Source organism: Pseudomonas sp. Irchel s3a12, from assembly GCF_900187485.1.
Taxonomy (GTDB): Bacteria; Pseudomonadota; Gammaproteobacteria; order Pseudomonadales; family Pseudomonadaceae; genus Aquipseudomonas; species Aquipseudomonas neuropathica.
On record NZ_FYDN01000002.1, the window covers coordinates 534,921 to 548,981 of the forward strand.

Sequence of the window (14,061 nt, forward strand, 5' to 3'; positions counted from 1 at the left end):
GTTACAGATGGCTTATAGGGAGTCTGACACGCCGCCATCGCTGGCAAGCCAGCTCCCACAATGTTTTGTGGTGTAACAAACAATAAGGAACAAGCCATGCGCGCACTGGCTGCACTCAGCCGCTTTGTCGGCAATACCTTCGCTTACTGGGTTCTGATTTTCGCGGTGATTGCGTTCCTGCAACCGGCGTGGTTCCTCGGCCTGAAAAGCGCGATCGTACCGCTGCTCGGGCTTGTCATGTTCGGCATGGGCCTGACCCTCAAACTCGACGACTTCGCTGCCGTTGCCCGCCACCCGTGGCGTGTGGCGCTGGGCGTGGTTGCACATTTCGTGATCATGCCCGGTGTGGCATGGTTGCTTTGCCAAGTGTTTCATCTGCCGCCGGAAATCGCCGTCGGGGTTATTCTGGTTGGCTGCTGCCCGAGCGGCACCTCGTCCAACGTGATGACCTGGCTGGCCCGAGGTGATCTGGCGTTGTCGGTGGCCATTGCTGCCGTGACCACCCTCCTCGCCCCGCTGCTGACGCCGGCGCTGATCTGGCTATTGGCTTCGGCGTGGTTGCCGGTGTCGTTCATGGAGCTGTTTTGGTCGATCCTGCAAGTGGTGCTGCTGCCGATCATTCTTGGTGTGGTTGCCCAACGCATGCTCGGTGACAAGGTTCGTCATGCCGTGGACGTGTTGCCGCTGGTATCGGTGATCAGCATCGTGATCATTGTCACTGCCGTGGTGGCCGCCAGTCAGGCGAAAATCGCCGAATCCGGCCTGCTGATCATGGCCGTAGTGATGTTGCACAACAGCTTCGGTTATCTGCTGGGCTACTTCACCGGACGCCTGTTCAAGCTGCCGCTGGCCCAGCGCAAATCGCTGGCGCTGGAAGTCGGCATGCAGAATTCGGGATTGGGTGCCGCGCTGGCCAGTGCACATTTCTCGCCATTGGCGGCGGTGCCGAGTGCGCTGTTCAGCGTTTGGCACAATATTTCCGGGGCACTGCTGTCGACGTACTTCCGGCGCATGAGTGAAAAGGAAGATCGCGAGTCGCTGGCGCAGCAAGCGGCCGACTGAGGCGAAAACTTGATCCCCGGGTTAATGCTCGTCACACTATTGCGTAACGCGGGGACGACCCTGCGGCTCGATCGAGTTATTAATCTGGGGACGACCCCGTCTATCGATGGAGGTCTTTCATGTCCTGGATCATTCTGTTTTTCGCCGGCCTGTTTGAAGTCGGCTGGGCCGTCGGCCTGAAATACACCGACGGTTTCACCCGCCCGCTCCCCACCGTTCTGACCGTTGCGGCCATGGCCATCAGCCTTGGCCTGCTCGGCCTTGCGATGAAGGAATTGCCGTTGGGCACCGCCTATGCGATCTGGACCGGCGTCGGTGCGGTGGGCACGGTGATTGCCGGAATCATCCTGTTTGGCGAGTCGATGGCGTTGATTCGGCTGGCCAGTGTGGCGTTGATCATTACCGGGTTGATTGGGCTTAAGGTCAGCGCTTAAGCCACTACCGCTTTCGCGAGCAGGCTCGCTCCCACAGTTGATCGTATTCCTCTGACGGAACGCGATCGAATGTGGGAGCGAGCCTGCTCGCGAAGAGGACCTTAAAATCGCCGGCTATCTAACTGCCCCGCGCAACTCCCCGACCAACCCCTGCAACTTCGCCGGCTCAGCAGCATCAACGCCCACCGGCGCTCCTGCCACCAACGTCACCCGCGACCACAATCGGTGAAAAAACCCTTTGTTCGGATCGCGACTGAAGAAACTCCCCCACAGCCCTTGCAACGCCAGCGGAATCACCGGCACCGGTGTCTCTTCGAGAATCCGCGTGAGCCCGCCCCTGAACTCATTCATCTCGCCGTCCGCCGTCAACTTGCCTTCCGGGAAGATGCACACCAACTCACCGGCCTTCAAATAGTGAGCAATCCGGGTGAAAGCCTTTTCGTAGATCTGGATGTCTTCATTCCGTCCGGCAATCGGAATCGCCCCCGCCGTGCGGAAGATAAAGTTCAGCACCGGCAGGTTGTAGATCTTGTAGTACATGACAAAGCGAATCGGCCGACGCACCGCGCCACCAATCAACAACGCATCGACAAACGACACGTGGTTGCACACCAGCAATGCCGCGCCTTCATCCGGAATGGCTTCAAGGTTGCGGTGCTCGACGCGGTACATGGAATGGCTGAGCAGCCAGATCATGAAGCGCATGCTGAACTCGGGGACGATTTTGAAGATGTAGGCGTTGACGCCAATATTCAGCAGCGACACCACCAGGAACAACTGCGGGATCGACAGCTTGGCCACACTCAACAGCACAATCGAGACGATGGCCGAGACCACCATAAACAGTGCGTTGAGAATGTTGTTGGCGGCAATCACCCTTGCCCGCTCGTTCTCGGCGGTGCGCGACTGGATCAAGGCATACAACGGCACGATGTAGAAACCACCGAAAATGCCGAGGCCGAGGATGTCGACCAACACCGCCCAGGTGTGCACGAAGCCCAGCACTTCAATCCAGCTGTGGCCGCTGACGCTGTCGGGAATCCCGCCGGAATGCCACCACAGCAGCAAACCGAATACGGTCAGACCGAACGAACCGAACGGCACCAGACCGATCTCCACCTTGCGCCCGGACAGCTTCTCGCAAAGCATCGAACCCAGCGCAATCCCGACCGAGAACACGGTGAGAATCAGGGTGACCACGGTCTCATCGCCGTGCATCCATTCCTTGGCGTAGGCGGGAATCTGCGTCAGGTAAATCGCCCCGACAAACCAGAACCACGAGTTGCCGACAATCGAGCGCGACACTGCTGGCGTCTGGCCCAGACCGAGCTTCAGCGTGGCCCAGGATTGACTGAAGATGTTCCAGTTCAGGCGCATCTCTGGGGAGGATGCCGCCGCGCGCGGAATGCTGCGACTGGCCAGATAACCCAGCACGGCGATCCCGACGATGGCGCAGGACACCAACGGCGCATAGTGCGAAGAGGACATGATGACCCCGGCACCAATCGTCCCGGCAAGAATCGCCAGAAACGTGCCCATCTCCACCAGGCCGTTGCCGCCCACCAGCTCATCCTCGCGCAAGGCCTGCGGCAGGATGGAATACTTCACCGGCCCGAACAGCGCCGAATGGGTACCCATGGCGAAGAGCGCCACCAGCATCAGCGACAAGTGATCGAAGAGAAAACCGACCGATCCTACGGCCATGATCGCGATTTCCGCGAGCTTGATCAGACGGATCAGCGCGTCCTTGGCGAATTTTTCCCCGAACTGCCCGGCCAGTGCCGAGAACAGGAAAAACGGCAGGATAAACAGCAACGCACACAGGTTGACCCAGATCGAACGGTCACCCTCGATGGTCAGCCGATAGAGAATGGCGAGGATCAGCGACTGTTTGAACACGTTGTCGTTGAACGCGCCGAGCGACTGCGTGATGAAGAACGGCAAGAAGCGCCGGGTGCGCAGCAGGTTGAACTGTGAGGGGTGACTCATCTTCCGTGTTTCCCTGATGTTTAAGGTAGAGAGGCCTGGGTACTGCTTATTGGATTCTCGAACCGCGATCCAGGCCACACCTTACCTAAACTTTTCAGGTTATTTCTTCAAACCTGCGATGCACGGCGAGACAAACAGCTCGCCCCGCCAGGCGCCTTGCACGGTACGTTTGCCGACGATCAGCCACATCAGCGCCAGCAACATCACCAACAGCGTGCCGACGACACTGAAAAACGTCAGGTTCAGGGTGCTCGCCAGTTTCAGAGTTGCCAGCGAATACACGCCCAACGGGAAGGTGAAGCCCCACCAGCCGAGGTTGAACGGGATGCCGTCACGCAAGTAACGCACGGTGATCAGCAGCGCCATCAGCATCCACCACAGCCCGAAGCCCCACAGGGTTATCCCGGCAATAAGCCCCACACCCGAGGCGATTTCACCGATACCGGGCAGACCGTTCGACGCGAATATCGCCGGCGCATCACCGCCCAACAGCAACATGCCCAGCGCACCGGTGCCGATCGGGCCGAGGGCCAGCCAGCTCGACGCCGCCATATTTTCGTGGGGCAGTTTGTGCAGGGCCATGCGCAGCAGCAGGATGGTCAGAATGCTGAATGCTACCGGTAGGGAAAAGGCCCAGAGCACGTAGCTCGTCGTCAGTATCACCAGTTGTGAGTGGGCATCGGTGAGATGCGGTGCGAGCAAACCACCGCTGGCCGCCGCCACCTCTGCCGCCACGACCGGCAGCAACCAGACGGCGGTCATCTGATCAATGCTGTGTTCCTGACGGGTAAACATCATGTAAGGGATCAACACGCCGCAAGCCAGCGACATGGCCACATCGATCCACCACAGCACTTCGGCGAGGTGAATCACGCCGTCACCCCAGCGCGGCAAGCCAAACACCAGAAAGCCGTTGATGATGGTCGCCAGGCCCATGGGAATCGTGCCGAAGAACATCGAAACCGTGGAGTGGCCGAAAATCCGCCGGGCCTCGTCGAAGAACAGCATCCAGCGCGCGGCGTAGGCGACGGTAAACAGGCTGAATAACAGAATGTTGAACAACCACAAACCTTCGGCGATAGCGTGCAGGCCTGGAATGGCCAATGGCAGTTGCGCCAGCGCCAACGCCAGCACACCGGTGCCCATGGTCGCGGCGAACCAGTTGGGGGTGAACTGGCGAATCACTTCACGCGGGTGCTGAAGCTGGCGGAACGGTTTGATGCCGGGTTTGGCGCTGTTGGGGCAAGTCATCATGGAGTCCTCTCCTCTGGTGAGGTTGAGTCCATGGTAGAACCGAATCGAATATCTATATAACGGGTAATTTCTCTAACTGTTATCTGTTTTACCAATAAGCAGTCAGACGCTGCCTTCGCTCTCGATCACCAGAATCCGCGCTGCGCCTTGCGGATGGGCGACATGCTCGGTGCCGACACTCGCATAGAAGATGTCACCGACCTCAAGCTGCACCTGTTTTTCTTCGCCCAGATCGCGGTAATGCATCAGCACTTGGCCATCGAGCACCACAAATACTTCCTCACCATCGTTGATGTGCCATTTGTACGGCTGATCCGTCCAGTGCAGGCGCGTGGTGATGCCGTTCATGTTGGCGATGTCCAGCGCGCCCCAGGCGCGCTCGGCAGTGAAGGTCTTGCTGCGGATAATCTTCATGGGGCGATCCGTGAGAGAAGGCTGGGCAAGGCTAACCGAAATCGAGGGGGTTATGGAGCGCGGCACACTTTGGCTGCGGCTGGGCGCAGGCTGAGTAACAGCGCACCAATGGCCAACACGATCAACACCACCCCGTAACCATCGGTGGTTGCCAGCAAACCGTAGCTACGCGACAAGTGCCCGGCGAGCAACGCCGGCAGGCAGAACGCCAGATAACTGAGCACGTAATAGGCCGCCATCAATCCTGCCCGCTCATGGGGCAAGGCCAGCGGCACCAGGCTGCGCACGGCGCCGAGGAATCCCGAGCCAAAGCCGCAACCGGCCACCAGCGTGCCGAGGAAAAACAGCGACAGGCTGGCGCTGTGCACGCCCAGCAGAATCAATACCAGACCGATCGGCAGCAGGCTCGCACCCAACTGCAACGCCCGTGCGGCGGGACGATTGCGCAGCGTGAAAATCATCAATGCACCGGTCACTGTCAGGGCGGCCACGGTTGCGCCGCCGATCAGATTGGAAGTCGAACCGGTGGCGGTGCGCACCAATGACGGTGCCAACGAGGCGTAGAAACCGCCGAGCGCCCAGGTTGCCGTGTTCAGTGGCAACACGCGCCACAAGGTGGCCCGCGCTTGAATCGGCACGTGCAGTGTCGGCCGCAACGAGGCCCACGCCCCCGCTTGCGGAGTGACGCTTTCCGGTAAGCGCCAGACATAAATGCCTTGCAATACAAACAGTGCGAGCAGCAGCCAATAGGTCAGCTGCATAGGTGCCGGCGCAAACTCCGCCAGTAAACCGCACCCCATGCCGCCCAAGGCCATGCCGAGCAACGGAGCCACACTGTTGATCAGCGGCCCCTGCTGACGATCGGCGTCGAGCAATGTCGCGCTTAAAACAGCGGTGGCCATGCCGGTGGCAAACCCTTGCAGAACACGCGCGCTGATCAGCCACGCCACGCTGTCGGCGTAGATAAACAGCAACATCGCCAACGCGTTGAGCAGCACGGCGGTGAAGATCACCGGTTTGCGTCCCAAGTGGTCGGACAGCGAACCGACTGTTAATAGAGCCGCCAACAGGCTGAGGGCGTAGACGCCGAAAATCAGGGTCAGGACGGCTGCCGAAAAGTGCAGCTGATCCTGATACAGGTGATACAGCGGCGTTGGCGCCGTGGAGGCGGCGAGAAAACTCAGTAAAGTAATCGCCAGAAACCACAGGCTGGATCGATTGGAAGCAAGGCTGGTCATGGGTACACTCCGCAAAAGCTAATTTTTTGCTTTTGCGGAGTGTGCTACTGCCTCGCGCTTAAAGCAAATTCTTTGTGTTAAGGTCTGCGCCATGGCTATTAAAGAAGGTTTACGCCCCGGCGGCCGCAGTGCCCGGGTGCAAGATGCAATTCATTCGGCAGTCCGTGCGCTCCTGCAAGAACAGGAGCGCTCGAGCGTGACCGTCCCGCAGATCGCCGCGCGTGCAGGCGTTACACCGTCGACGATTTACCGGCGCTGGGGTGACCTGTCGGCATTGTTGGCCGACGTCGCCCTCGCCCGCATGCGTCCGGACAGCGAACCGGCGCAAACCGGCAGCTTGCGCAGTGATATTCGTGCGTGGGCTGAGCAGTATCTCGATGAGATGAGTTCGGAGCCTGGGCGCAACATGATGCGCGACGTGCAGGCCAGTGCTACGCCGGGCTATTGCGTGACGATCATTGGCGCGCAGTTGCAGACGATCATCGAGCGGCATCCGGATGAAGCGGCACCGAGTGTCGATCGGCTGATCAATCTGGTGGTCGCACCGGTGGTGTTCCGGATTCTGTTTTCGGCGGCGGCGCTGGAGGTGGATGAACTGCATCGGCTGATTGATATTGCGTTGCGTCAGGACTGACGCCGATATTCATGCAGGAGCTGCGGCACGCTGCGATCTTTAGATCTTGATTTTGAAAAATCAAAAGATCGCAGCCTCGTTTCACTCGACAGCTCCTACAGGGTTCGATGCCTGGCAATGTCAACGCACAACGCCTCCATTCAAACCTGCGACACCCCGCCACGCCACGACCTTGGTCGACACTGACTAACCGCCCCGCGCATGCGAGACTGTCCGCCCGGGCAGGAGTGCCGGGGAGTCTTTTGTCGGGAGTGTTGCATGTCGCTGTCCACCGGGCTGATCGCCGCCGTCGCCCTGGCCTATATGGCCATCATGTTCGCCATCGCCTTCTACGGCGACCGCCGCAGCACGCCGTTGCCGCCGCGCGTGCGTGCCTGGGTGTACAGCCTGTCGCTGGCGGTTTATTGCACCAGCTGGACGTTCTTCGGCGCTGTCGGTCAAGCCGCCGAGCAATTGTGGTCATTCCTGCCGATTTACCTCGGACCGATTCTGCTGTTGGTCGGCGCGCCGTGGGTCCTGCAGAAAATGGTGATGATCAGCAAACAGGAGAACATCACCTCCATCGCTGACTTTATCGCCGCGCGCTACGGCAAATCGCAATCGCTGGCGGTGGTCGTGGCGTTGATCTGTCTGGTCGGCGTCCTCCCCTACATCGCCCTGCAACTCAAAGGCATCGTCCTCGGCGTGAACCTGCTGATCGGCGCCGGTGCCGACGCCATGGGCACTCGCGCCCAGGACACCGCGCTGATCGTGTCGCTGGTGCTGGCGCTGTTCACCATCGTCTTCGGCACGCGCAACCTCGATGCCACCGAACACCACCGTGGCATGGTGCTGGCGATTGCTTTCGAATCGCTGGTCAAACTGTTCGCCTTTCTCGCCGTCGGCGCTTTCGTCACTTATGGCCTGTATGACGGTTTCGATGACCTGTTCAACCAGGCCATGCTCGCCCCGCGTCTCGAGGAATACTGGAAAGAAACCATCAACTGGCCGTCGATGGTGGTGCAGACCGGCGTGGCAATGATGGCGATCATCTGCCTGCCCCGGCAGTTCCACGTCACCGTGGTTGAGAACATCGACCCGCAAGATCTGCGCCTGGCCAAATGGGTATTTCCGGCCTATCTGGCCTTGGCCGCGCTGTTTGTCGTGCCGATCGCGCTCGCTGGTCAGATGCTGTTGCCACGCGATGTGCTGCCCGACTCCTTCGTGATCAGCCTGCCACTGGCGCAGGCCCATCCGGCGCTGGCCATGCTGGCGTTTATCGGTGGCGCGTCGGCGGCGACCGGCATGGTGATTGTCGCCAGTGTGGCGTTGTCGACCATGGTCTCCAACGACATGCTGTTGCCGTGGCTGCTGCGGCGCAATAACGCCGAGCGCCCGTTCGAAGTGTTCCGCCAATGGATGCTCTCGGTACGCCGCGTCAGCATCGTGGTGATTCTGTTGCTGGCCTACGTCAGCTATCGCTTGCTCGGCTCGACCGCAAGCCTGGCGACCATCGGCCAGATCGCGTTCGCCGCCGTAACTCAACTGGCGCCCGCCATGCTCGGTGCGCTGTACTGGAAACAGGCCAACCGGCGCGGCGTTTTCGCCGGTTTGGCCGCCGGTACTTTCCTGTGGTTCTACACCTTGATCCTGCCGATCGCCGCGCACAGCCTTGGCTGGTCGTTAAGCAGTTTTCCAGGGCTGGCGTGGTTGCACAGCAATCCGCTGAACCTGCCGATTACCCCGCTGACCCAAGGCGTAGTGCTGTCGCTGGCCGGCAACTTCACTCTGTTCGCCTGGGTTTCGGTGCTGTCGCGTACCCGCGTATCGGAACACTGGCAGGCCGGACGTTTCATCGGTCAGGAGATCAGTGCGCGACCGAGCGCACGCTCAATGCTGGCGGTGCAAATCGACGACTTGCTGCAATTGGCCGCGCGTTTTGTCGGTGAGGAACGTGCGCGCCAGAGCTTCATTCGCTTCGCCTATCGCCAGGGCAAAGGCTTCAACCCCAACCAGAATGCCGACGGCGAGTGGATCGCCCATACCGAGCGCTTGCTGGCCGGTGTACTCGGCGCTTCGTCGACGCGCGCAGTGGTAAAAGCCGCCATCGAAGGTCGGGAAATGCAGTTGGAGGACGTCGTGCGCATCGCCGACGAAGCCTCCGAGGTGCTGCAGTTCAACCGTGCCTTGCTGCAGGGTGCGATCGAGAACATCACCCAAGGCATCAGCGTGGTCGACCAGTCACTGAAACTGGTGGCCTGGAACCGTCGTTATCTGGAGCTGTTCAACTACCCCGACGGCTTGATCAGCGTCGGTCGGCCGATTGCCGACATCATTCGCTACAACGCCGAGCGCGGCCTGTGCGGCCCCGGCGAAGCGGAAGTCCACGTTGCCCGCCGCTTGCACTGGATGCGTCAGGGCCGCGCGCACACCTCTGAACGGCTGTTCCCCAACGGCCGGGTGATCGAACTGATCGGCAACCCGATGCCGGGGGGCGGTTTCGTCATGAGTTTCACCGACATCACCGCGTTCCGCGAAGCCGAGCAGGCACTGACCGAAGCCAATGAAGGGCTGGAACAACGGGTCAGCGAACGCACCCAGGAGCTGTCGCAACTCAATGTCGCGCTGACTGAAGCCAAAGGCACCGCCGAAGCCGCCAACCAGTCGAAAACCCGCTTTCTCGCGGCGGTCAGCCATGACTTGATGCAACCGCTGAACGCCGCTCGGCTGTTCTCCGCCGCCCTCTCCCATCAGGACGACGGCTTGAGCAGCGAGGCGCAGAAACTGGTGCAGCACCTCGACAGCTCACTGCGTTCGGCCGAGGACCTGATCAGCGATCTGCTGGATATTTCTCGCCTGGAAAACGGCAAGATCAACCCGGACCGCAAGGCGTTTGCGGTCAATGAACTGTTTGACACGCTCGGCGCGGAATTCAAGGCACTGGCGCAGGAACAGGGTTTGAAGTTCCGGGTGCGCGGCAGCCATCTGCGTATCGACAGCGACATCAAATTGCTGCGGCGCATTTTGCAGAACTTCCTGACTAACGCTTTCCGCTACGCCAAAGGCCCGGTGCTGCTGGGCGTGCGGCGGCGCGGCGGCGAATTGTGTCTGGAGGTGTGGGATCGCGGGCCAGGGATCCCGGAAGATAAACAGCAAGTGATTTTCGAAGAGTTCAAACGCCTCGACAGTCATCAGACCCGCGCTGAAAAAGGCCTCGGCCTGGGTTTGGCAATCGCCGATGGTTTGTGCCGGGTACTCGGTCACACCTTGCGGGTGCGCTCGTGGCCGGGTCGCGGCAGTGTGTTCAGCGTCAGCGTGCCGCTTGCTCGCTCGCAGGCCCAACCGGCAAGCGCTGCAGCCGAAATGAATGGCAAGTTGCCAAGCGGCGCGCGGGTGCTGTGCATCGACAATGAAGACAGCATTCTGATCGGCATGAACAGCCTGCTCAGTCGCTGGGGCTGTCAGGTGTGGACAGCGCGCAATCGCGAAGAATGTGCTGCCCTGTTAAATGACGGCGTGCGGCCGCAACTGGCGTTGGTCGACTATCACCTCGACCACGGCGATACCGGCACTGAGCTGATGGCGTGGTTGCGCACGAGCCTGGGTGAGCCGGTGCCGGGGGTAGTGATCAGCGCTGACGGGCGACCGGAGATGGTCGCCCAGGTGCATGCGGCGGGGCTGGATTATCTGCCCAAACCGGTGAAGCCGGCGGCGTTGCGGGCGTTGTTGAGTCGGTACTTGCCGCTATAGAAGCAAAAGATCGCAGCCTCCGGCAGCTCCTACATTGGTATGGCGTACATCCTGTAGGAGCTGCCGGAGGCTGCGATCTTTTGATCTTTATTCAGGAAGTTCGACGAGACCATCGACATCGGTCATCGCCCGCTCCAGCAAATCCGCCGGCAAGCTCTTGCTCGCCCGGGCGCCGAGCAATTTCAGCTGCTCACTGCGACTGACCAGATTACCGCGCCCTTCTGTCAGCTTGTTGCGCGCTGAGCTGTAGGCTTTGTCCAGTTGCTGCAGGCGGTTGCCGACCTCGTCAAGATCCTGAATGAACAGCACGAACTTGTCGTACAGCCACCCGGCGCGCTCGGCGATTTCCCGCGCGTTCTGGCTCTGGCGCTCCTGTTTCCACAGACTGTCGATCACCCGCAAAGTCGCCAGCAACGTCGTCGGGCTGACGATGACGATGTTGCGGTCGAAGGCTTCCTGAAACAGCGATGGCTCAGCCTGCAAAGCTGCCGAAAATGCGGCCTCGATCGGCACGAAGAGCAAAACGAAATCGAGGCTGTGCAGGCCTTCAAGACGTTTGTAATCCTTGCCGGCCAGGCCTTTGACGTGATTGCGCAACGACAATACATGCTGCTTGATCGCGATCTGCCCGAGGGTGTCGTCGTCGGCTGCAACGTATTGCTGATAGGCGGTGAGACTCACCTTGGAGTCCACCACCACTTGCTTGTCGCCCGGCAGATAAATGATCACGTCAGGCTGGAAGCGCTCGCCATCCGGGCCTTTGAGGTTAACTTGGGTCTGATACTCGCGGCCCTTCTCCAGACCGGCGTGTTCGAGCACGCGCTCAAGAATCAGCTCGCCCCAGTTGCCTTGGGTTTTCTGGCCTTTGAGGGCGCGGGTGAGGTTGGTGGCTTCGTCGCTCAGGCGCAGATTGAGCGCCTGCAAACGTTCCAGCTCCTTGGCCAGCGAGAAGCGCTCGCGGGCCTCGGCCTGATAACTTTCTTCCACCCGTTTTTCGAAGGACTGGATGCGCTCCTTGAGCGGATCAAGCAACTGCCCGAGCCGCTGCTGACTGGTCTCGGCAAAGCGCTGCTCGCGCTCATCGAAGATCTTCCCGGCCAGTTCGGCAAACTGCGCACGCAGTTCATCGCGCGAGCCTTGCAGGTCGTTGAGGCGTTGCTGGTGGCTTTCCTGTTGCTCGCGCAGTTCGGCGTTCAGTGAAGCGGCTTGTGCGTCGAGGCGGCGCAGCTCAGCTTCCTTGTTCGCGCGTTCGAGGTTCCAGGCGTGGGAGGCATCGCGGGCGTCATCACGCTCGATCTGCAGCAGCTCGACTTCCCGGCGCAGCGCTGCCAGATCAGCCTGCTTGGCGGCGTTGGCCTGGCCGAGATCGGCAACTTCATCGCGGCTGGCGTCGAGCTGCGCGTTGAGTCCGTCCTGCGCCAGTTGCGCCATGGCCAGTCGCTCTTCGAGCAAGGCGACCTCGGCCTGGCCATTGCTCGCCCGGCGTTGCAGTTGCCAGGCCAGCGCCAGCAGTGGCAATCCCGCCCCCGCAAGCCCCAGCAATACGCTGGTCAAGTCCATCGCCATAGCCACTCCCGCCGATCTTATAAAGCCTGAAGGTTAACCAAGGTGTCAGGTCTTGGACAGCTCAGTCTTCGAGCAGACCGAGTTCCTGTTGCGCACGACGGTCACCGGCGCGAGCGGCCTGGCGCAGCAGATCCTGACCGATGCGACGATCCCGGGCGTTACCGCACTCACGGCACATCAACTGACCGAGGCGGCTTTGCGCAGCCACCACGCCTTCACGCGCCGGTTGTTTGAGCAAGCACCCTGCGATGTGTTTGGCATTATGACTGTCGCTCAGGCGCGGGCTGTCGAGCAGCCATTCTGCGACGCGAACAGAAAATCGCTTGGGCGGGGTAACAGGAGAAGGTTGTGAGGTAACAGAGTCTGATACTGAGCGAAACTTCATAAAGCACTGTGGGACGAATCGGAAGGCGCGCCACTCTACTCTCTTTTTCTTACAGGTAAAGTCGAAAAACAACCCGGCACGCCCGTCCTAGAGCAAGCGCTCGGGACAATCCACAGAAGCTGTGGATAACTCAGTGGACAACCGCCCTCCAACCGTCGCAAAGCCTTATGGAATGGGGCTCGCAGTCAAACTGACGATTTTTTCACCAACAAAAAAAAGCGATGTTTTTCATTGACTTAAACTTTCGATGCAGGCAGCCAGTGGAGTCAGGATTGGTATGACAGTGCCGTTACAGCTTGCGCAACTAATGTGCACAAGTACCTGTTACCCGGTTATATCGATGCGCTTTTTCGGGTCGTTTTGCTAACCGGTCTGGGGATAAACCGGTCTGGCACGGGACTTGATGAACAAATCTTCACCGACCGACGGTCACTAGCTGCGCTAAATGCGGGCAATTCATCGCCCCCCCAAAGCAGACTCAATCGGCGTCTGCAATGTTTTTCTACACGAAGTTTGCTTTACCCGTTTCGATCCGTTAGTATCCGCGGCGTTAGTACCAAGCTGAAAGTCAATTCCGGTCGAACACATCCCCACGGTCTGCCTTCTTCCAAGAAGCTCTACCGAAAAAAGCGGGAACGACCCCTCGATGGTTTCCAGGTAAATCTTGCGACAACACAGCCTTCCAATGACGTGAAGGGTGTTGCGAAGAACACTTACTCTGACCGAACCAACCTGCAAATTGATCAGGATCTTCACCCCGGGCCCAGAACCTTTGCCCTCGTTGTGATGCCTGCCCTCCTAAGTACCTACCTGCCAGCCCAAGCGCGCCAACTTAATAGCGCTTCAAACTGGCTGCTTTGTTCCAGTCGGGTTCTTCGTTCGACCAATGGTGGTCGACGTTACTGGAACGTTTTAACGTTGCACGGTTCTTATCCGTGTCATTTGTAGGAACACCTAATAACTATGTCTACTCAAATCCATACTCAGGATGCCATTCGCACCCTAACCAACGCTTTTGCACCAATGAACTGCCTGATCATGGCCGCTCGCAAAGGCTGCTTCAGCTTCACACTGGTCAACGAACACGGTATCGCCCGCCACAGCGAGCGTCTGTACCCCGATCAGTACTCCAGCGCTGAACCGCTGCAGGCCGTGATCGATCGTACCCGTCAGGCACTGGTTGCCTGAGAGCCGAAAAGGCTGCAAAAGCAAAAGCCCCGCACACAATGCGGGGCTTTTTATTGCCTGATGTTTCGCTTTTACCCCTCAGCGGCTAAGTACCATCGGATATAACGGATATTCCCCGCAGCGGGAAATATTTTAAAAACAGTCCTTTACGTCGCGAATATGACACTA

The 14,061-nt window shown here is 59.6% G+C and carries 11 protein-coding genes; 5 read left to right on the plus strand and 6 right to left on the minus strand.

The genetic code is table 11. The annotated features are described in order from the left end of the window. The first annotated feature begins 96 nt into the window (after positions 1-96). Complete coding sequence (locus CKW14_RS05880) at positions 97-1,062, plus strand: bile acid:sodium symporter family protein (protein WP_095051096.1); 966 nt, start codon at positions 97-99, stop codon at positions 1,060-1,062. Positions 1,063-1,181: 119 nt separating this feature from the next. After that, positions 1,182-1,496 (plus strand): quaternary ammonium compound efflux SMR transporter SugE, encoded by a 315-nt coding sequence (sugE, locus tag CKW14_RS05885; RefSeq protein WP_003223093.1) that lies wholly within the window; start codon positions 1,182-1,184, stop codon positions 1,494-1,496. A gap of 114 nt (positions 1,497-1,610) precedes the next feature. Here sugE and CKW14_RS05890 read toward each other — a convergent pair whose 3' ends face one another. The 4 genes from CKW14_RS05890 to CKW14_RS05905 all read right to left on the minus strand — a co-directional run bounded on the left by CKW14_RS05890 (position 1,611) and on the right by CKW14_RS05905 (position 6,391). Next, the gene (locus CKW14_RS05890) at positions 1,611-3,485 is read right to left on the minus strand and encodes an MFS transporter (RefSeq protein WP_095124951.1); all 1,875 of its coding nucleotides are present in this window, start codon (positions 3,483-3,485) and stop codon (positions 1,611-1,613) included. Between the two features lie 99 nt (positions 3,486-3,584). Further along, entirely contained in the window at positions 3,585-4,736 is a 1,152-nt protein-coding gene (locus tag CKW14_RS05895; protein WP_095124995.1) for a TDT family transporter, read from the minus strand. A gap of 105 nt (positions 4,737-4,841) precedes the next feature. Then, positions 4,842-5,153 (minus strand): cupin domain-containing protein, encoded by a 312-nt coding sequence (locus CKW14_RS05900; protein ID WP_095051094.1) that lies wholly within the window; start codon positions 5,151-5,153, stop codon positions 4,842-4,844. Positions 5,154-5,203: 50 nt separating this feature from the next. Beyond that, positions 5,204-6,391, minus strand: a complete 1,188-nt coding sequence (locus CKW14_RS05905) for an MFS transporter (RefSeq protein WP_095124953.1) — start codon at positions 6,389-6,391, stop codon at positions 5,204-5,206. Positions 6,392-6,482: 91 nt separating this feature from the next. On the opposite strand from CKW14_RS05905, the gene CKW14_RS05910 reads away from it, so the two are divergent. Next, the gene (locus CKW14_RS05910) at positions 6,483-7,025 is read left to right on the plus strand and encodes a TetR/AcrR family transcriptional regulator (RefSeq protein ID WP_095124955.1); all 543 of its coding nucleotides are present in this window, start codon (positions 6,483-6,485) and stop codon (positions 7,023-7,025) included. Between the two features lie 258 nt (positions 7,026-7,283). Next, positions 7,284-10,754, plus strand: coding sequence for a PAS domain-containing hybrid sensor histidine kinase/response regulator (locus tag CKW14_RS05915; protein ID WP_095051092.1), 3,471 nt, complete (start codon positions 7,284-7,286; stop codon positions 10,752-10,754). Positions 10,755-10,841: 87 nt separating this feature from the next. Here the strand turns inward: CKW14_RS05915 and rmuC are convergent, their stop codons facing one another. Together rmuC and CKW14_RS05925 are read right to left on the minus strand one after the other, a co-directional pair. Then, on the minus strand, positions 10,842-12,206 hold the full coding sequence (gene rmuC, locus CKW14_RS05920) for a DNA recombination protein RmuC (RefSeq protein ID WP_176091711.1): 1,365 nt from the start codon (positions 12,204-12,206) through the stop codon (positions 10,842-10,844). Positions 12,207-12,381: 175 nt separating this feature from the next. Next, a complete protein-coding gene (locus CKW14_RS05925) occupies positions 12,382-12,705 on the minus strand; it encodes a hypothetical protein (RefSeq protein ID WP_095051090.1) in 324 nt (107 codons plus the stop codon). 963 nt (positions 12,706-13,668) lie between these two features. Here CKW14_RS05925 and CKW14_RS05935 point away from each other — a divergent pair. Further along, entirely contained in the window at positions 13,669-13,893 is a 225-nt protein-coding gene (locus tag CKW14_RS05935) for a hypothetical protein (protein ID WP_003214941.1), read from the plus strand. Positions 13,894-14,061 lie beyond the last annotated feature (168 nt).

What these genes read in the sequence shown, in the direction of transcription:
- CKW14_RS05880 (WP_095051096.1), top strand. Translation starts at nt 97, where the DNA reads ATGCGCGCACTGGCTGCACTCAGCCGCTTTGTCGGCAATACCTTCGCT.
- sugE (WP_003223093.1), top strand. Translation starts at nt 1,182, where the DNA reads ATGTCCTGGATCATTCTGTTTTTCGCCGGCCTGTTTGAAGTCGGCTGG.
- CKW14_RS05890 (WP_095124951.1), bottom strand. Translation starts at nt 3,485, where the DNA reads ATGAGTCACCCCTCACAGTTCAACCTGCTGCGCACCCGGCGCTTCTTG.
- CKW14_RS05895 (WP_095124995.1), bottom strand. Translation starts at nt 4,736, where the DNA reads ATGACTTGCCCCAACAGCGCCAAACCCGGCATCAAACCGTTCCGCCAG.
- CKW14_RS05900 (WP_095051094.1), bottom strand. Translation starts at nt 5,153, where the DNA reads ATGAAGATTATCCGCAGCAAGACCTTCACTGCCGAGCGCGCCTGGGGC.
- CKW14_RS05905 (WP_095124953.1), bottom strand. Translation starts at nt 6,391, where the DNA reads ATGACCAGCCTTGCTTCCAATCGATCCAGCCTGTGGTTTCTGGCGATT.
- CKW14_RS05910 (WP_095124955.1), top strand. Translation starts at nt 6,483, where the DNA reads ATGGCTATTAAAGAAGGTTTACGCCCCGGCGGCCGCAGTGCCCGGGTG.
- CKW14_RS05915 (WP_095051092.1), top strand. Translation starts at nt 7,284, where the DNA reads ATGTCGCTGTCCACCGGGCTGATCGCCGCCGTCGCCCTGGCCTATATG.
- CKW14_RS05925 (WP_095051090.1), bottom strand. Translation starts at nt 12,705, where the DNA reads ATGAAGTTTCGCTCAGTATCAGACTCTGTTACCTCACAACCTTCTCCT.
- CKW14_RS05935 (WP_003214941.1), top strand. Translation starts at nt 13,669, where the DNA reads ATGTCTACTCAAATCCATACTCAGGATGCCATTCGCACCCTAACCAAC.